General features: G+C 64.4%; 16 protein-coding genes. 1 reads left to right on the top strand and 15 read right to left on the bottom strand.

The features are described from left to right. Positions 1-95 precede the first annotated feature (95 nt). Positions 96-632: an invasion associated locus B family protein gene (locus FJ414_RS12475; protein WP_246672379.1), complete on the top strand. Its 537-nt coding sequence runs from the start codon at positions 96-98 to the stop codon at positions 630-632. A 673-nt stretch (positions 633-1305) separates the two neighbouring features. Here FJ414_RS12475 and FJ414_RS12470 read toward each other — a convergent pair. From FJ414_RS12470 to FJ414_RS12400, 15 genes are all read right to left on the bottom strand, one after another. Beyond that, positions 1306-2118 (bottom strand): NAD(P)-dependent oxidoreductase, encoded by an 813-nt coding sequence (locus FJ414_RS12470; RefSeq protein WP_140644682.1) that lies wholly within the window; start codon positions 2116-2118, stop codon positions 1306-1308. Positions 2119-2121: 3 nt separating this feature from the next. Beyond that, positions 2122-3324, bottom strand: a complete 1203-nt coding sequence (locus FJ414_RS12465; RefSeq protein WP_140644681.1) for a pyridoxal phosphate-dependent aminotransferase — start codon at positions 3322-3324, stop codon at positions 2122-2124. Continuing rightward, on the bottom strand, positions 3324-4955 hold the full coding sequence (locus tag FJ414_RS12460; RefSeq protein ID WP_246672378.1) for a hydantoinase B/oxoprolinase family protein: 1632 nt from the start codon (positions 4953-4955) through the stop codon (positions 3324-3326). Before FJ414_RS12460 ends, FJ414_RS12465 begins: the two co-directional genes overlap by 1 nt. Beyond that, entirely contained in the window at positions 4952-7048 is a 2097-nt protein-coding gene (locus FJ414_RS12455; RefSeq protein ID WP_140644680.1) for a hydantoinase/oxoprolinase family protein, read from the bottom strand. Before FJ414_RS12455 ends, FJ414_RS12460 begins: the two co-directional genes overlap by 4 nt. After that, positions 7045-8715 (bottom strand): thiamine pyrophosphate-binding protein, encoded by a 1671-nt coding sequence (locus FJ414_RS12450; protein ID WP_140644679.1) that lies wholly within the window; start codon positions 8713-8715, stop codon positions 7045-7047. The genes FJ414_RS12455 and FJ414_RS12450 overlap by 4 nt, the downstream gene beginning before the upstream one ends. A gap of 120 nt (positions 8716-8835) precedes the next feature. Then, a complete protein-coding gene (locus FJ414_RS12445) occupies positions 8836-10239 on the bottom strand; it encodes an FAD-binding oxidoreductase (protein ID WP_140644678.1) in 1404 nt (467 codons plus the stop codon). A gap of 52 nt (positions 10240-10291) precedes the next feature. Further along, on the bottom strand, positions 10292-11047 hold the full coding sequence (locus FJ414_RS12440) for an amino acid ABC transporter ATP-binding protein (RefSeq protein ID WP_140644677.1): 756 nt from the start codon (positions 11045-11047) through the stop codon (positions 10292-10294). 13 nt (positions 11048-11060) lie between these two features. After that, positions 11061-12134 carry an amino acid ABC transporter permease gene (locus FJ414_RS12435; RefSeq protein WP_246672377.1) on the bottom strand — a complete coding sequence of 358 codons (1074 nt, stop codon included), beginning with the start codon at positions 12132-12134 and terminating at the stop codon, positions 11061-11063. Positions 12135-12143: 9 nt separating this feature from the next. Next, a complete protein-coding gene (locus FJ414_RS12430; RefSeq protein ID WP_140644675.1) occupies positions 12144-13307 on the bottom strand; it encodes an ABC transporter permease subunit in 1164 nt (387 codons plus the stop codon). A gap of 102 nt (positions 13308-13409) precedes the next feature. Continuing rightward, the gene (locus FJ414_RS12425) at positions 13410-14444 is read right to left on the bottom strand and encodes an amino acid ABC transporter substrate-binding protein (RefSeq protein ID WP_140644674.1); all 1035 of its coding nucleotides are present in this window, start codon (positions 14442-14444) and stop codon (positions 13410-13412) included. A gap of 88 nt (positions 14445-14532) precedes the next feature. Beyond that, positions 14533-15480: a LysR substrate-binding domain-containing protein gene (locus tag FJ414_RS12420; RefSeq protein WP_140644673.1), complete on the bottom strand. Its 948-nt coding sequence runs from the start codon at positions 15478-15480 to the stop codon at positions 14533-14535. A 78-nt stretch (positions 15481-15558) separates the two neighbouring features. Further along, the gene (locus FJ414_RS12415; protein ID WP_140644672.1) at positions 15559-16308 is read right to left on the bottom strand and encodes an SDR family oxidoreductase; all 750 of its coding nucleotides are present in this window, start codon (positions 16306-16308) and stop codon (positions 15559-15561) included. 11 nt (positions 16309-16319) lie between these two features. After that, the gene (locus tag FJ414_RS12410; RefSeq protein ID WP_140644671.1) at positions 16320-17030 is read right to left on the bottom strand and encodes an SDR family oxidoreductase; all 711 of its coding nucleotides are present in this window, start codon (positions 17028-17030) and stop codon (positions 16320-16322) included. 295 nt (positions 17031-17325) lie between these two features. Further along, on the bottom strand, positions 17326-18114 hold the full coding sequence (locus FJ414_RS12405) for a FadR/GntR family transcriptional regulator (RefSeq protein WP_140644670.1): 789 nt from the start codon (positions 18112-18114) through the stop codon (positions 17326-17328). A gap of 152 nt (positions 18115-18266) precedes the next feature. Continuing rightward, on the bottom strand, positions 18267-18614 hold the full coding sequence (locus FJ414_RS12400) for a RidA family protein (protein ID WP_140644669.1): 348 nt from the start codon (positions 18612-18614) through the stop codon (positions 18267-18269). Between the last annotated feature and the right edge of the window lie 5 nt (positions 18615-18619).

Here is an 18619-nt window from a genome sequence, read left to right as displayed (position 1 = left end):
CCTGTTGCAGTAGGGCAACATTGACTTTGCGTCCAACGACTCGGACTCGATTAAGCCGGCTACAAACCGAGAGATGTGACAATTGGAGTATATTAGTGAGATTTAATGTACTTGGAAGGCAAAGATACCTGCCCGTCGGCCTCGGCGCGCTTTTGCTGGCGACCGGCCTTGCCATGGCCGAAGATACCAAGCCGGCAGAGACGAAACCCGCGGACGCCAATCCCTGGGTGGTCAATTGCTCGTCGGGATCAACGGGCACCGAACTGCAATGCCAAGTTTCGCAGAATCTCACCGAAGCGAAGACCGGCCAGCGGGTTCTGACTGTGACGGTGCGCCGCCAGCAGGGTACCCCAGGCTTTGCCATGCTTTTGGCCCTGCCGCATGGCCTGTTCCTGCCATCGGGAACTTCCTACCAGATCGACAGCGGCAAGAAGGTCACGATCGCTATCCAGACCAGTGACCAGAACGGCGCCTATGCCGCGACGCCGCTGGCGCCGGATCTGCTCAAGGCGATGCGATCCGGAGCGACGTTGAACGTCGGCATGGAATCGGTAACGCGCAAACCGGTGACCATTCCGGTTTCGCTCAAGGGGTTCGGCGCGGCGGTCGACAAGCTCGAAGCGACCAAGTAAGGCGGCGCAAAATTGCCCGGTTGCGAGCTCGAAGCCGGCCGGGGGGCGGCTGCTGGTTCGAGGCTGGCCGCGCCCGTGTGCATCTGGTGTGGAGGCCGCCTTTTGCCCTGCCAAGAAGGTGCACCCGGCGTTTGTGGTTGACGAGCTCCAAAGCTTCGCGCGCGTCTCAACACGGCGGGATTTTGCGTGCAAAGACGACGAGCCGATTGATGGTTTTTACCGGACGTACGTGTCCGATCCGTTTGGCAATCGGATTGAGTTAATGGGAGTCGCGGGACAATGGTGCGGAGCCAGGCGCGGATACTTATGATAGCAGAGGACCGCTACCTCGTGAACTCACTATGGGGGGCGCGCTCTGGGCAGGTTGCCATACAGCGCTGTCACGGAATTCGTTTGCTGAAAGGATCTTCCTTAAGGATCGCCGGCGCGCTTGAATCCAGTCCCCGCAACCAAACTCAAAACGGCCCGCTCAACGCGGGCCGTTTTGTTATTCGGCTGTGAGGGCCGGTCGATTTGAACTCTCAGGGGCCTGCAATAAGGGCAAAGCCGACCCCCCCCCGGGACAGAGAAGCCAAATCCTGGCCTCGCTACCAGCTTCGATTGCAAAACGCCGGCAACTCAAGGAGTCGCCGGCGTTTTGCTTTCGTGGCGCAGTTCCGCTCAGACGGAATCGTCAGGCGGGCTTGTCGTCGGGATGGCCAAGCTCGCAGAACCAGCCGCCGAGATATTTCACCGACGGCTTGTTCGGATCGGGAACAGGGGTTTTGGCCTCGACCGCGGCGCGAAATGGCTCGGCGCTGTCCTGCGGGATGAACCCAAGGTGGTCCGCGCCGCTGTTGTCGACCATCTTCAGCCTGTTGTTGGAAATGCCGAAGGAGATCGTGTGGCCGACGCGCGGCGCGGTCAGCGACGCTTCGACCAGGCGCACGCAATCGGCGAAGGAGAGATATGACCACAGCATGCGCCGGTCGGCCGGTTCGGGGAAGGACGAAAAGATGCGCAGGCACACCGTCTCGATGCCGAACTTGTCCCAATAGAGCCGACTGAGACTCTCGACGAAGTTCTTCGACACGCCATAGAGGCTGTCGGGGCGCACCGGCGCGTCGACGCCGATATGCGCCTCGATCTCGTGATAGCCGATGGCATGCACCGACGAAGCGTAGACGACGCGCTTCACGCCGTGTTTCCGGGCGCCTTCATAGATGTGGTAGGAGCCGCGGATGCTGGAATCGAGAATGGTCTGCCATTCGCATTCGAGCGGCGCGCCGCCGAAATGGACGATCGCGTCGCAATCCTTGGTCGCGGCGATCGTGGCTTCCATGTCGGCGAGGTCGAAGACCGCTTCCTCCTCGTGCGGCGCAAGGTCGCCGAAGGGTTCGCGGCCAGCCAAGCGGATCGTCTTGGCCAACGGCGCCAGCCCCTTGCGCAGTTGCGAGCCGAGCCGGCCGGCGGCGCCGGTGATCAGGATACGTTCGTAATGCGGCATCACTTACTCCACTTGCGCGACGGCGGCGTTGATCCGCGCGATCGCCTCGGTCAGCACCTCTTCGCTCGTCGCGGTCGAGATGCGGAAATAGGGTGACAGTCCATAGGCGACGCCAGGCACCGACGCCACCCGGCCTTCGTTGAGAAGATAATTCGAGACGGCCGCGTCGTCCTCCAGCACGACACCCTTGGGCGTCTTGCGGCCGATCAGGCTGGCGCAGCCGATATAGGCGTAGAAAGCGCCTTCCGGCGGCGACAGCGTCAGGCCGTTGATCTTCCGGATGCCGTCGACGACCAGGTCGCGGCGCGCCTCGAAAGCCTGGCGGAAGCGGGCGACTTCATGCTGCGGGCCGTTGAGCGCGACGACAGTCGCTGCCTGCGCGATCGAGCAAACCGAGGTGCAGGATTGGCTCTGGATGGTCGACATCGCCTTGAGAAGTGGTGCCGGCCCAGCCGCGTAGCCGACGCGCCAGCCGGTCATCGCATAGGATTTCGAAACGCCGTTGACGATCAGCGTGCGCTCCTTGAGCTCGGGGCAGGCCTTGCCGAAGGAAACGAACTCGCGTTCGTCGAACAGGATGTGCTCATAGATCTCGTCGGAAAGGATGAGCACCTGCGGATGCTTCGCCAGCACCGCGCCCAGCGCCTTCAGATCGGATTGCGAATAAACCGCGCCGGACGGGTTGCCCGGCATGTTGAGGAAGAGCCACTTCGTCCTTGGCGTGATCGCCTTTTCCAGCAACGCCGGCGTCAGCCGGAAGCCGGTGGTCTCCGGGCATTCGACAACGACCGGCGTGCCGCCGAGCAGCTTCACCATTTCCGGGTAGGAGACGAAATACGGCGCCGGCAGGATCGCCTCGTCGCCGGTCTCGAGCGTCGCCATAAGCGCGTTGAAGATGATCTGCTTGGCGCCGTTGGCGACGACGATATCATCGGCGGTGTAGTCCAGCCCGTTCTCGCGGCGGAATTTGCCGGCTATGGCTTCGCGCACTTCGACCGTGCCGGCGGCGGCCGTGTAGAGTGTCTGGCCGGCCTTGGCGGCGAAATGAGCGGCATCGACGATGTGATGCGGTGTCGGAAAGTCGGGCTCGCCCAGGCCGAGATCGATCACGTCGACGCCCTTGGCGCGCAGCGCCTTGGCGGCCTGCGAAGCAGCCATCGAAGCCGAAGGCTTCACCGCAGACAGGCGCGAGGCAACATAGCTCATCAGTCGTTCTCCGTGATGTAACCCTTGGACCGGTCATTGGCTCGCGCGGCCGCATTGCGTTTGGCCGGATCGCCATAGCCGCCGCCGCCCGGCAGTTCGAGGATCAGCCGGCGCCCTGCCGGCACATGCTGCCAGCCTTTCGGGCGCATCTTCGTGCCGTCGTCGAGCTTGACGACACCAGCGACGCCCGGCTTGCCGCCGTTGCGTCCGTGGGCCGGATGATTGACGCGGTCGAACATGGCCGAGAAGTCGAATTCATGGCCATCGGTCGCTGCGATCTCGATAACCTGCCCCAAGCCGCCGCGGAATTCGCCGTCGCCGCCGGAGTTGGGCCGCAGCTCCTTGCGCCAGATGACGATCGGCCCGGTATGTTCGGTCGCTTCGATCGGCATGGTGTGGACGCCCGACGGAAAGGCCGTTGCCGACAGGCCATCGAGCTCGGGGCGGGCGCCCATGCCGCCGGAGTTGAACATCAGCACCTCGGCGCGTCGGCCGGATGCGCCGGCAACGGGGCGCGCCGAAATATGGATGTTCCAGAGCGCGCCGGCGCCTTCGGCAAGGATTTTTCCGGGCAGTGCCTTGGAGAATGCGCCGAGCACCAGATCGGGAACCATGTGGCCGAAAATATGCCTGAGCGCCACCGGCGCCGGCCGCACCGCGTTCAGGATGTTGACCGGCGACGACACGGTGAAGAAGGCGAGCGAGGCGGCATTGTTAGGAATGTCGGGCGCCACCATGCATTTCAGCGCATAGCAGGCATAGGCCTTGCTGTAGATGATCGGGCAGTTGATGCCCCACCGGCTCATCGGATCGGTGCCGGTGAAATCGACTTCGACATGGTCGTCGCGGACCGAGACCGTGGCTGCAAGCTTTACCGGCTCGTCATAGCCGTCGGTCACCAGCTCGTTCGACCAGCTTCCCTTCGGTAGCGCCTCGATGCGCTCGAGCATCGCGTCGCGGGTGCGCGAGAAGATGAAGTCGCCGAGCCCGCCGAGCGAGGCCAGGCCGATCTCCTTCATCATGTCGACCAGGCGCCGGTGGCCGACCTCGTTGCAGGCGGCCAAGGAGTAGAAGTCGCCGACGACCTGGTTGGGCTCGCGGACATTGGCGCGCAGGATGCGGACGAGGTCGAGGTTGACTTTGCCCTTTTCCGCGAACTTCATGATCGGGATCTGGATGCCTTCCTCATAGACCGACTTGCCGTCGGCGCCGAAGCCGCGGCCGCCGACATCGACGACATGCGCGGTGCAGGCGAAGAAGGCCACGAGCTCGCCGTTGAGGAAGGACGGCGACACCATGGTGATGTCGTGCAGGTGGCCGGTGCCGAGCCAAGGGTCGTTGGTGACATAGGTGTCGCCTTCGAACATCTCCTCGCGCGGGATTGCGTGCATGAAATGCAGCACCGCCTCGGCCATGGTGTTGACGTGGCCCGGCGTGCCGGTCACCGCCTGCGCCAGCATCTGGCCGCGCGGATCGAACACGCCGGCCGACAGGTCGCCGGATTCGCGCACGGAGGTCGAGAAGGCGGTGCGCAGCAAAGTGAGCGCCTGCTCCTCGACCACCGAGATCAACCGGTTCCACATGACCTGCATGCGGATTTCGCCAATGCTGTTCATGCCTGGGTCGCTCATGCCTGGCTGCCTTTGCGGATCAGGAGTATCGCGCCGTCGCTCTGGACGACGGCGTCGAAGCTGGTGGTGACGACGGTGGACGTCTCGCGCTCCACAATGACGGCCGGACCGACCACGTGATCGCCGGCGCAGAGCGTGTCACGCTCGACAATGCCATAGCTGCGCAGCGCGCCGCTGACCGGATCGAACACCGCGCGCGCCGTTGTCGGCTCGCTGGTCTTCTTGCCGGTGATGAGCTCATGTCTTGCGCCTGCGGGTCGAACATCCGTCGCCTTGACCGACCAGGTGACGATCTCGATCTCCAACCCGTCCAGCCCTTCGATGGCGCGGCCGAAGAAGCGCTGGTAGTTCGCCTCGAAGAGCTCCTTGAGTCTGGCCACGGCATCGTCGCCGAATGGTTCGTCCGCCAGCGGCACGGGGATTTCCCAGCCCTGGCCGGCATAGCGCATGAAGGCGGTGATCTCGCAGACGATTTTTCCGCTGGCGCCGGTGCGCACGAAACCCTCGGCGGAGGCTTTGAGGTCGGCGAGGAGTGCGTTGACTTCGACGGGCTTGAAGCGCGACAGGCGCGTCAGCTTCGACGCCAAGGCTTCGTAGCCGAACGGCGCCTTGAGGAAGCCGATCGCCGACCCGACACCGGCGCCGCGCGGCACGATGCATTGGTCGATGCCGAGCTTTTCGCAGAGCCTCGCGGCGTGAAGCGGGGCGGCACCGCCGAACGCGATCATCAGATTGTCGGAGATGTTCTTGCCGTTTTCGACGGCGTGGACGCGGGCGGCATTCGCCATGTTCTCGTCCACCACCTCGCAGATGCCGAAGGCGGTCGCGATGGCATTCAGCGACAGGCGCTCGCCGACATCGCGCAGGATCGCCTGCTCGGACGCGGCGGTGTCGAGCTTGATCGCGCCCCCGGCAAAATTGTCGGGGTCCAGCTTGCCGAGCACGAGGTCGGCGTCGGTGATCGCCGGACGCTTGCCGCCGTGGCCGTAGCAGGCTGGGCCGGGTTCAGAGCCGGCGCTTTCCGGTCCGGTCTGAATGCGGCCCATGGCGTCGACCCAGGCGATCGAGCCGCCGCCGGCGCCGATCTCGATCATCTCGATCACCGGGATGGAGATCGGCATGCCCGAGCCCTTCGAAAAGCGGTAGGTGCGGGCTACTTCGAAGGTCCGCGCCGTGCGCGGCGCAAAATCCTCGATCAGGCAGATCTTGGCGGTGGTGCCGCCCATGTCATAGGAGACGACCTTTTCGAGCCCGAAGCGCCGGGCGATGTCGGCGGCGAAAATAGCGCCTCCCGCAGGGCCGGATTCGACCAGGCGAACCGGGAATTCCGCAGCGGTTTCGACCGAGATCAGGCCGCCGCCCGAATGGATCATGAAGACCGGGCAGTCGGCGCCCATGTCCCTCAACCGCGTCTGCAGGCGGGCGAGGTAGTCAGCCATCTGCGGCCGCACATAGGCGTTGGCGCAGACCGTGTTGAAGCGCTCGAACTCGCGCATCTGCGGCGAGACCTCGGCGCTGATCGAAATCGGGATGGTGAGTTTCCTGGAGAGGATCTCGCGGGCGCGACGCTCGTGGTCGGGGTTGGCGTAGGCGTGGATGAAGCCGATCGCCACCGAGCCGAAATTGCCGGCGGCGATCCGGTCGGCGATCTCCTCGAGCGCGGCTTCGTCGAGCGGCTGCAGCTCCTGTCCCTCGGCGCCGATGCGGCCCCTGACTGTGAAGCGGTCCTCGCGCGGGATCAGCGGCGTCGGCAGTTGCAGGTTCAAGTCATACTGCTCGAAGCGGTTCTCCGTCCGCATCTCGATCACGTCGCGAAAACCTTCGGTCGTGACCAGCGCGGTCCGGGCGCCGCGCCGCTCGATCAGCGCGTTGGTGGCGAGCGTCGTGCCGTGGATGATGATGCCGATCTCGGCTGCAGAAATTCCGGCATCGCGGATCACCACGTCGATACCGTCGAGGATCGCCTGCTCGGGCGCCGCATAATTGGTCAGCACCTTGGTCGAAAACATCGTTCCCCTGACATCGAGCGCGATGTCGGTGAAGGTGCCGCCAATGTCGGCGCCGAGACGGATGTCGTCTGATCTGGAGGTCATGCCTTGGCCTTCTGCGAAGCGAGCGCGGCGTCGCGCATCTGGGAAAGGGTTTGCCGGGGCGTGAGCGCTTCGGGCGAGATGGCGATGTCGAGGACGGCGCCCGTTGTCGAGGCGAGCGCCCGGTCGAAGGCGGCGGCGAAATCCCCGGTCGATTCGACGCGCTCGGCGTGAAAACCATAGGCCTTCGCCAGCGCCACGAAGTCCGGGTTTTCCAGCGAGGTGCCTGAGACGCGGGCCGGATAGTTGCGTTCCTGATGCGCGCGGATCGTACCGTAAATGCCGTTGTTGATGATGAGCACGATCGGCTGCGCGCCGGCCTGCATGGCGGTGCCGAGCTCCTGGCAGTTCATCTGGAAATCGCCATCGCCGGCAAAGCAGACGACAGTGCGGTCCGGATAGGCGACCTTCGCGGCGACTGCCGCCGGCAGGCCGTAGCCCATGGCGCCGGATTGCGGCGCGAGCAGCCGCGCCTGCGGTCCGAACTTGAAGAACTTGTTCGGCCATACGGTGAAATTGCCGGCGCCGTTGGTGAGGATGACGTCGGCCGGCAAGGTCTCGCGCAGCCAGGCGCTGACCGCGACCATGTCGACCGGGCCGGGCTGTACGGGTGCCGCGAAGGCGCCTTCATAGGCCTTGCGCGCCGCCGCGCGCCAGCCGGCCCAGCCGCCCTTCACCGGCGTCAGGGCCTTGGCGAAAGCATTCGGGCCGGCGTGGATACCGATCGCGGGCACATAGATCTTGCCGATCTCGCGGTCGGAGCCGTGCGCATGGATCAGCTTCTGGCGCGGCACCGGAACGTCGAGCAGCGTGTAGCCGTCCGTCGTCATCTCGCCGAAGCGGACATTGACGGCCAGGATCACGTCCGCATCGCGGATCAGCATCTTGACATGCGCCACCATGCCGACGCCGGCTTCGCCGACGAACACCGGCGAATGGTTGTCGAACTGGTCCTGGTAGCGGAAGGCGGCAACCACAGGGATGTCTGAAGCCTCGGCGAAGGCCTGGAGCGCGGCGCGTCCATCGGTCGTCCAGTTGGCGCCACCCATGAGCAGCACCGGCTTCTCTGCCGCAGCCAGCATCTCAAGCGCCGCCGCGACGGCGTCCCGCGACGGAGCGGCTTCGAAAATCGAAGCAGGGCCGCTGAGCGGCGCGGCCTCGGTCATGGTCGTCAGCATGTCTTCGGGCAGCGCGACGACGACGGGGCCGGGCCGGCCGGTCAAGGCGGTGGTCCAGGCGCGCGCTACGATCTCGGGAAGTCGCGCAACGTCGTCGATCTCGACCGCCCATTTTGCGACGGTCCCGTAGACCGCCCGGTAATCGATCTCCTGGAAGGCTTCGCGGCCTTTCATGTCGGTGCCGACCTGGCCGACGAAGAGGATCATGGGCGAGGAGTCCTGCATGGCGGTGTGGACGCCGATGCTGGCATTGGTCACGCCCGGGCCACGCGTCACGAAGCAGATGCCCGGTGTGCCGGTCAGCTTGCCATAGGCGGAAGCCATGAAGGCCGCGCCGCCTTCGTTGCGGCAAAGCACGTAGTCGAGCTTGCCATGGGTATCGTGCAGCGCGTCGAGGACGGCCAGATAGCTCTCGCCGGGAACGCCAAAGCTCTTGATGGCACCCAAGGCAATGAGGCACTCGACAAGAAGGCGACCGCCATTGCGGACCATGCTTCGACATCCTCTTAAAGCTGGCGGCAAGCGGATCGGGCCCGCCCTTGCAACTATACCTGCACCGCGGCGGGCCGGCGCGAAATCAAGAAATGCGATCCATACGAAAGTTTTTCTTTGCTATGGAATCCGCACCAGAACACCGGGGTTCATCGTGGCCTGCGGATCGAATGCGCGTTTGAGCCGCGCCATCAGGCTACGCTCGGTGGAGCCGCGGTTACGGTCGGCCATGGCGATCTTGGCGTGGCCGAGCCCATGCTCGGCGGCAAAGCTGCCGCCCATGTCGGTGGCTAAGGCAGCCAGCGCCTCGGCGAATGCCCCAGCCTCGCCGTCGAAATCGGCGCGGCCTTCCGGCGGCGACAGATTGTAGTGGATGTTGCCGTCGCCGAGATGGCCGAACGGGTTGATCCGCACGCCGGGAAGAATGTCGTGGCATAGTTTCGCGCCGGCCTCGATGAAGCGGGCGATCGCGCCCGGCGGCACGGAGATGTCGTGCTTGAGCTGCTCGCCCTCCAGCCGCTGGCCCTCCGGCTGCTCCTCGCGCAGCCGCCAGAACTGCGCCCGTTGCGCGCCCGAATTGGCCAGCGCGCCGTCAACGACCAGGCCTTGCTCCATGCCCCATTCCAGCGCCGAAGCCAGGATCTCGTCGAGAGGGACGCGCGTCGAGCCCGACGCCACTTCGACGAGCAGATAGACGTCGCCCCTCGTCTCCAGCTGATAGGCAAGATCCGGCAGATGCTTGAGCGCGAGCGTCAGGCCGACGTCCGAGAAGAACTCGAGGCCGGCCAGGAATTCTCCGGCCTCGCCGCGCAGGAAGGCGCCGAAGGACACGGCGGCGGGGAAGTCGGACATCACCAAGAGCGCGCTCGCCTGCTGCTTTGGCGTGGGATAGAGCCGAAGCACGGCGCGCGTCACTATGCCAAGCGTGCCTTCCGAACCGCAGAACAGCTTGCGCAACTGATAGCCGGCATTGTCCTTCTGCACGGCGCGAAGACCGTCCCACACCGTGCCGTCCGGCATCACGACCTCGAGGCCGAGCACCAGATCCTGCATCATGCCGAAGCGAAACGCCTGGCTGCCGCCGGCATTGGTGCCGATCAGGCCGCCGATCCTGGCGCTGCCTTCGGCCCCGAGATGCATCGGAAACATCAGGCCATGCGGTTCCAGCGCCTCATGCAGCGCGGCAAGCACGACGCCCGCGTCGACGATGATCGATCCGCTCTCCGGGTCCGGTTCGCCGATCGCCGTCATGCGTGAAAGCGAGACGATCGCCGCGTTCGCCCGATCGGCGACGGCGCCGCCGCACAGGCCGGTGTTCCCGCCTTGCGGGATCACCGCCACGCCTGCCTCCCTGCATATGTTTACGACTGCCGCCACCTCCGCGGTGCTGGCAGGCCTGGCAATCCCAAGAGGCGCTACGCCATAGCGGTTGAGCCAATCGCGGTGGTAGGGTTCGGCATCACCACCGGAAAGCCAGCCTTTCGGCCCGAGGATTGCTTGCAATGCGATAACGAGATCAGCCATCTGGGTACCTGAGATGTGGATGAGCCGCGTATAGACAGTAAGGCCGTACGGCTCAATGACCCAGGACCTGCGACAGGAATTGTCGCGTGCGCTCGTTCCGGCAAGAGGTGAAGAACTCCTCCGGCGGCGCCTCCTCGACGATCTCTCCGCCGTCCATGAAGACCACCCGGTCGGCGACACGCCGCGCAAAGCCCATCTCATGCGTGACGCAGATCATCGTCATGCCGTCGGAGGCGAGCGTCACCATCACGTCCAGCACTTCCGATATCATTTCCGGATCGAGCGCCGAGGTCGGCTCGTCGAAAAGCATGATCTGCGGCTGCATGCAAAGCGCCCGCGCAATCGCCACACGCTGCTGCTGGCCGCCGGAGAGCTGGCCGGGAAACTTCATCGCCTGCTCGGGGATGCGGACCTTCTCAAGATAGCGCCGGGCAGTCGCCTCCGCTTCCGTGCGCGGCAGCTTGCGCACGATCATCGGCGCGATCATGCAGTTCTCCAGCACCGTCATATGCGGGAACAGGTTGAAGTGCTGGAACACCATGCCGACTTCGCGCCTGATCCCGTCGATATTGGCGACATCGTCGTTGAGCTCGGTGCCGAGCACGGTGATGCGGCCGCCATCGTGCTGCTCGAGCCGGTTGATGCAGCGGATCATGGTGGACTTGCCGGAGCCGGAAGGACCGCAGACGACGATCCTTTCGCCCCGCCCGACGGACAGGTTCACCTTCCGCAGCGCATGGAATGTCCCGTAGTGTTTGTCGAGGTTCTCGATGCGGACCGCCGGTCCGGAAGCTTTACCCGGATTCATGTCTACCGCCTCCTCACCGTTCACCGACCGACATGCGGCGCTCGAGAAAGGCACCGTAGCGGGACAGGCTGAAGACGAAGACGAAGTAGATGAAGGCGATGAAGGCGTAAACCTCGACATAGGCGAAGCGCCATTCGCCGGTGCCGTAGGCGGCGTTGCCAGAGGCCAGGATCTCGAAGAAGCCGACGATGACCACCAGCGAGGTTTCCTTGAACGAGATCACGAACTGGTTGATCGTCGCCGGCAGCGCGTTGCGCATAGCCTGCGGCAGAAGGATGCGGCCGATGCGCTGCCAGTAGCTCATGCCGAGAGCCATGGCGGCTTCTTCCTGTCCCGCCGGCACGCCTTGCATGCCGCCCCGCACGATCTCGGCCTGGTAGGCCGAGAAGAACAGGGCGGAGCCGAGGATGACCCGATAGAGCTTGTCGCCCACCAGCCATTGCGGCAGCGCGAAGGGCAGGACGATGGCGAAGGTGAACAGGATCGAGATCAGCGGCAGCGATCGGACCCCGTCGATGATGAGCGCGGTGGTCCGCGATATCCAGGGAAGCTCCGAGCGCCGCAGCAGAGCCAGGCAGATCGCCAGCGGGAAGCCGATCAGACAGGTGGTGACGAAGATGAAGAGGGTCAGCGCCAGGCCGCCCCAGGCTTCCTCGCCGACGTAGGGCAGTCCAAGCACGCCGCCCTTCATCAGCACATAATAGAGGGCCGTGCCTGCTCCCCAGACGAGCGCGATGCGGCGGCCCGTCCAGAAGGCCGGGATGCAGCTCAGCACCGTCATCACCACGACGGCCACACAGGCCAGCGCCGAGCGCCACTGCTCCTCGAAGGGATAGAGGCCGAAGAAGATAATGCGCCACCTTGCCGCGATGACAGACCAGCAGGCGCCGGCCGCCGCCTGGCAGGCCTCGGGTCCGCCGCTGGTCGTGAATACGGCCGAGAAGACTGCCCAGCTGAGCAGCTTCCAGACGACGAACGCCATGATCGCCAGCGACATCAGCGACAGCAGCGCCTGGAGCGGCGTCGCGAAGAAGCGGCGCTTCAGGTCTTCGACCTTTCCCGGGGCAGGGGGAGCGACAACGACCATCTCCATCTCTCACGCCCTCAGTTGATTGCCCTTCAGGGCAATGGCTTTGTTGATGCAGTTGAAGATGGCGGCAAGGCTGAGGTTGATGGCGAGGAAACCCGCCATCAGGATGCCGATCACTTCCAGGGTCTGGCCGGAATGATTGATGGTCAACGCCACGATCATGAAGAAGTCGGTGAAGCCGACGGCAATGCCCATGGTCGTGGCCTTCATCAGCCAGACATACTGGTTGGCAAGGATCGGCAGCATGGCGCGCAGCGCCAGCGGCAACCGCACAAGCGTGAACACGCGCCACGGGCTCAAGCCCAGCGAAAGCGCCGCTTCCATCTGGCCTTTGCCCACCGCCTTGAAGCCGCCGCGCACGATCTCGGCGATGTAGGAACCGCCATAGATGGCGATGGCGATCGCCAGCGCGGAAAACTCCGGCGGAATACGCAGGCCTCCCTTGAGATTCAGGCCTTGCAAGGCGGGGAAGTCGAGAAGTGGCAGGTCCGGCAAGCGACCGAGCGCCAGGATGACGGCGGCGGTGGCCAGCGCCGTCGCCGCCGCGGCCAGTTGAATGCCGAGCCGCTCGCCGAATGGTTGGCCAAGGCGCGACGTCCTGCCCAGCCAGACGGGAAGCGCGATTGCCGCGATCACGGCAAGCATCGCCGCCGCAAACGCGATGGCCCCGACATTGGGGATCGGCAAGTAGAGGCCGCGGCTGGTCAGCAGCATGCCGAATGCCTCATGCGCGGCGCGCGGCGTCGGCAGGTGCGTGATGACGGCGTACCAGAAGAAGACCTGGAGGATCAGCGGGATGTTGCGGAAAATATCGACATAGGTGCGGCCAAGCAGCCGCGCCAATTCGTTCGAGGACGTTCGTGCCAGGCCGACGATCGTTCCGACCAGCGTCGCCAGCATCAGCCCGACGGTGCCGAGGAACAGCGTGTTGATGATGCCGATGAGGAAGAACCACCAATAGGGATCGTTGGCCGTGGCGGGCAGCAGCGAGAAGTTCACGTCCCAGCCCGTTGACTTGTAGAGGAAGTCGAAGCCGGAGGTGATCCCTTGCTCGGCAAGGTTGCGCCGGGCGATGACCACGCCGGCGAGCACAAACGCCGCAAGCGCGCCGACATAGAAAACCTGCAACAGCGCGTTGCGGACCTTCTGATTTCTCAGCAGGCTGACCATCGGCCTATCTTTCTCGAATTGCTGCCGGCTCCGCCCGGCGCAAGCCAGGCGAAGCCCAGAGCAGGATAACTTCAGACGCGGATCAGTCGATCACCAAGGGGATCAATCGATCACCAGCGGGAACAGGACGCCGCCATTGTTCCACAGGTTGGTCAGCTCGCGATCCATCTTGTAGGGCGAATCCTTGCCGAGATCGCGATCGAAGATCTCGCCGTAATTGCCGACCTTCTTGATGACGTTGTAGGCCCAGTCGTCGGAAAGCCCGAGACCCTTGCCCATGCCCGGCGTGACGCCGAGGAATTTCGCCACCTGCGGCGAGGTCGGCTTGGCCTTGATCTCGTCGACATTCTTGGAGGTGATGCCTTCCTGCTCGGCGAAGATCAGGGTGCTCAGCGTCCAGTTGGCGATGTCCACCCAATTGTCGTCGCCTTGGCGCATGATCATCACTTCGGGCTCGACCGCGAGCACGTCGGGCAGGATCACATGGTCCTCGACCTTGCTCTTGGCGATGCGGGCGATGGCCAGCGTCGGACCCCACTGCGCGTAGAGATCGCAGCGGCCGGAGAAATAGGCTTGTTCCAGCTCTTCGGTCTTTTCGATCAGCACCGGCTCGAGCTTGATGCCGAGCTTCTGGGCATAGGCGGCGACCTGCTGCTCCTGCGAGGTGCCGGCGGGGATGCAGATCGTGCCGCCATTGGCGTCCTTGAGCGACTTCAGGTTCAGCTCCTTATGCGCCATCACCTTGGTGGTTCCGAGGTAATAGGACATGGAGAATTGCAGGCCGAGCTCGGTGTCGCGGCTGAGCGTGCCGCCCGAGGCCTTGATGATGATGTCGACGTCGCCCGACTGGAGCGACGGCCAGCGCTGCGCCCAGCTGATCGGAACGATCTTCAGCTTCGCCGGATCGCCGAACACGGCTGTGGCCACCGCCTTGCAGAGGTCGATGTCCATGCCCTTCCAGTTGCCCTTATCGTCCACCTCGGCAAAGCCGAGATAGGAGCCGTCATGGCCGGTGCAGTTGAGCACGCCGCGCGCCTTGACGGTTTCGAGCGTCTTGCCGCCGGCGGCTTCAGCGGGTGCGGCCAGATGAACGAGGCCCAGGGCCATGGCGGTGGCCCCCCATTTGATCATTTTCATTTTGATTGTCTCCACTGTTGAGGTTGTTCCGTTTCTTGTTGTTGGAGCCCGTAGGATGTCTTTCGGAGCTCGGTCTCTAAGCCGCTTGTCAGTCGGAAAGCGGGGTCGGTTTCGGCAAGGAGATCTTGAGGTCGCTGCGCCAGTCTTCCTGGCCCAGCCATCGATGGAGCGCTGCCACCGCCTTCACGCGCAGATGGCCGCGCGGTACGACCAGGTAGAAGCCGGGGACTTCTTCCGGCTTCATATCGGCGATGGCGTCGCGGCCGATCGGCGCGACCAGCGCGCCGGAGCGAAAATCTTCCTCGGCGTCGATGACGGAGACGAGGCCGACGCCGATGCCCTGCAAGGTCGCACGGCGCATCGTCGCCGCGTCGTCGAAGCTGATGCTGCGGTCTCCGTCGGTCAGCTCCACGCCGAGGTGCCGCAATATGTCCGGCCACAGGCGCTTCGACTTGACCGTGTCGAGCAGCGTGAAACGCGTCAGGTCATGCGCCGACTTGATCTTCTCGCCGATCGCCGGCGTGCAGCAGATGATCTTGGGGTCAGGCACCAGCAGCGTGACCTCGTAGTCGGGCCAGTTGCCGTAGCCCCACTGTACCGTCATATCGATATCGTCGCGGCCGAAGTCGGGCAGGTCGACCATCGTGGTCAGGCGCAGGTCCGCTCCCGGCAGCATCTCGCGGAACAGCGAAAGCCTTGGCAGCAGGTAATGCGTCGCGAAATACGGGCTCGCATTGAGGTTGATGCGGTCGCGGTAGTTCGACTTGGTGACGCGGCGCACGCCTTCGGAGAACTCGTCGAAGCCCGCCTTGACGTAGTGCGAGAGCAGGATCGCCGACTCGGTCAATTCGATGGACCGGCCCCTGCGCTCGAACAGCGTCACCTGAAGCGTGTCTTCCAGGAGCTTGATCTGCTGCCCGACCGCCTGCGGCGTGACCAGGAGCTCGTCGGCCGCCTGCCGGAAGCTCTTGTGCTGCGCGACGGCGTGGAAGACGCGAAGCGCATTCAGCGAAGGAAGGCGAAGCTTGCCGGTCATGGTAATTCCGCCTCCTTTCGTTCGAGCTCTGTCAATCATGCACTGCCATATGTCCGGCGACGCCAGGCCGCTGGGACGCTATGCGTAGATGTAACCGCCTGAAACAATTACGTTTTCTCCGGTCATGTAGGTGTTCTTCGGGCCGCCGGTCATCAGCACCCATTCGGCGATCTCGCTGGGCTCGGCGCCACGGCCGAGCGGACTTGCCTTGGCCAGTTCCTCGAGGAAGCCGAGTGCCTTGGCCTTCTCGGTGGCCATGCCGGCCGGCGCCACGGAGTTCACCAGGATGCCGTCCTTGGCGGCATAGTGCGCGAAGGACCGCGTCAGGCTGACGACGGCTGCCTTCGTCGCTGCATAATGGGCGTTCTGCGGATGCGCCTTGAAGGCGTCGACGGAAGTGAGATTTACGATCCGCCCGCGCACCTGATCCTTCGGCTCCTGCGCCTGCATATGGCGGACTGCCGCCACCATCATATGGTAGGTGCCCTTGATGTTGATGCCGTTTGAGGCGTCCCACTCGGCGTCGGTGATCTCGAGCAGCGGCCGACGCGGATAGATGGCGGCGCAGCTGATCAGCGTGTCGACGCGCCCGAGCTTGGCCACGATGGCGTCGAAGGCGGCGTGGCATTGCGGACCGACCTGGATGTCGCCAGTCGCCGCCGCGGTCGGCAGGCCCCTGGCCTTCGCCGGTTCGAGCGCGCTCTCCGCGGCCTGCTGGTTGATGTCGATGATGCCGATCTTTGCCGCCCCGGCTTCGACAGCCATCTTGGCCAGGAGCGCGCCGAGGCCGGCGCCGCCACCAACGATCAGAACGGAAAGATCCTTCATTCCAGTTTTCCCTACTTGGTGCCGCTGGGCGAGGTCGGCCAGGTCGGCATGATGTCGAAACGAGTAACGTCGGCCCATGCCGGCAGCGCGAGCACCGCGACGACCATCCTGGCCACGTCATCGGGCTGCACCACCTTGCTGGCGTACATGGCGGCGCGCGCCTTGGCGTCGAGGATGTCCTGGTAGAGCTGCGTCTCGACACGGCCGGCGACGATCTCGGTGACGCGCACGCCGGACGGGGAGAGGTCGGCGCGCAGCGCGGCGGCAAAGCCGGAGATCGCAGCCTTGGTGGCCGCATAGACGGCAATGTTGGAGAATGCGGCGTGGCCGGCAACGGAGCCGGTGAACAAAATGTGGCCGGACTGCCGCTCGCGCATCTGCGGCACGACGAGGCGGGTGAGCAGGATCGCCGCGCTGAGGTTCACCTCCAGCGTGGTGTCGATGTCGGCGATCTTCATGTCGGCGAAATTGCCGAGCGGCGGCATGATGCCGGCATTGTTGATCAGCACATCGATGGTGATATCCGCCAGCACCGCTTCCAGCGCCTCACGATCGGTGACGTCGACGGCGATGGGCACGATGCCCGGGCGCTCGGCCTGCAGGTCTTTCAGCGCCGCCTGGCTGCGGCCGGCCGCATAGACGTCGTAGCCGGCGTCGCTCAGCGCGATCGCCATCGCCCGTCCCATGCCGCTCGTCGCTCCGGTGATGAAGGCTGTCGTCACTTGGGCTTCCCCATTTGCGGCTTCCCCATTTGCCTGGTTTTCAGTGTGCGGCGCGGGCCGACGCCGCGAAACCAAGAAAACCAGCAAAAAGGAAAGATAAACTTTCGAAAGCCTTGCTGCCGACCGGAATATTCCAACCTTCCGGTGCGGCGGAAAATGCAGACAGCCCAAGGAAAACAACGTTTTCAGCGCGCGGGAGCGGGCCATTGGCCGCAAACCGAGAAAAAACACGGCTTTCGCGAACGACTGGCTTGGCGCGCGGCGGCGGGGGCGAACGACATCGAAGCCGGCCAAACTATCCGGCTGTCGGCAAGGGCTTTCTCAGGTCGGTGAAAAGCGAGGCGGCGGCGGCTTTCTGTTCTGCTTCGGTGGCCTCGATGCCCGAAGCTTTCGCCAGCGCGCGCACACGTCCCAGGCTGTTCTGCAGATGCTTGCGCATCGCCTGGCGGGCCTTGCTTGCGTCCTGGCTTTCGATGGCATCGACGATCGCTTTGTGCTCGCTATGGATGCGCGCGTAGTAGCTGTCCTTGAGCGCGGGCTCGACCACGTAGCCGAGCTGGAATCGCGGCACGATCATCGGCCCGAGATAGCTCAAGAAGCCATGGATGAATTCATTGCGCGCAGACTTGGCGATGGCGAGGTGGAAATCATAGTCGTAGTGGATCTGGACGGCGGCGGGGTCCGCATGCCGGGCGTCGATCTCATCCATCATGGCGCGGATGTCGCTTGCCTCCTTGTCGGTCCGCCGTTCCGCGCAGAGCCCGGCGGATTCCACTTCGACGCTCAATCTGAGCTCAAGCAACGCGATGGTCTCCGGCAATGTCCGCAGCGCCTCCTCCGGAATCGAGAAATTGCGCGGCGCGGGCGTTTCGCTGACGAACATGCCGCGCCCCTGTTGCGGCACAACCATGCCCTCTGAGCGCAGCCGCGCCACCGCCTCGCGCACGACGGTGCGACTGACGTCGTATTCGGCGCAAAGTTCCGCCTCCGTCGGCAGTTGAGCGCCGGGAAGCAGCGATCCGGAGCGGATCTTTTCGGACAGGCTCTCCGCCACGACGGTGGACAGCGGCTTGCGCTTCGTCATCAGTCTCCCCTCGAGCAATTCCAGGAAAAGCGTGTAGCGGTTTTCCGTCCGGAATCGCGTAGAAACAAAGAGATAGAGCGGTTCGGCGTTTCCGTGAAAAGCTGAAACGCTCGACCCAGATTCGGGGATGATGCCCGAACCGGCAGGACCATTCAAACCGCCGCGGTGACGATCAGTTCGACCAGCATGCCGGGCTTGGCCATCCGGCCTTCGCCGGAGGATCGCGCCGGCGCGTGCTCCTTTGGCATCCAGGCATCCCAGACCGTGTTGACCTCGTCGAAATCGCGCACGTCGTCCAGCCACATCTGGACGTGGAGGATGCGCGTCTTGTCCGTGCCTGCCTTGGCAAGCAGCGCGTCGATCTTGCCGAGCACCTCGCGCATCTGGTCGGCCGCCGATTGGCCGGGCCGAGCGACCTGGCCGGTGAGGTAGAGCGTCCTATTGTGGATGACGCCGTGATGGATGCGGGTGTCGAAGTCGAAGCGCTGAATGTCGCTCACTTGTT

It is taken from the genome of Mesorhizobium sp. B3-1-6 (assembly GCF_006439555.1).
In the GTDB taxonomy this organism is placed as follows: Bacteria; Pseudomonadota; Alphaproteobacteria; order Rhizobiales; family Rhizobiaceae; genus Mesorhizobium.
The sequence above is the reverse complement of the archived record's forward strand: the minus strand, read 5'-3'. Positions and strand labels throughout refer to the sequence as shown.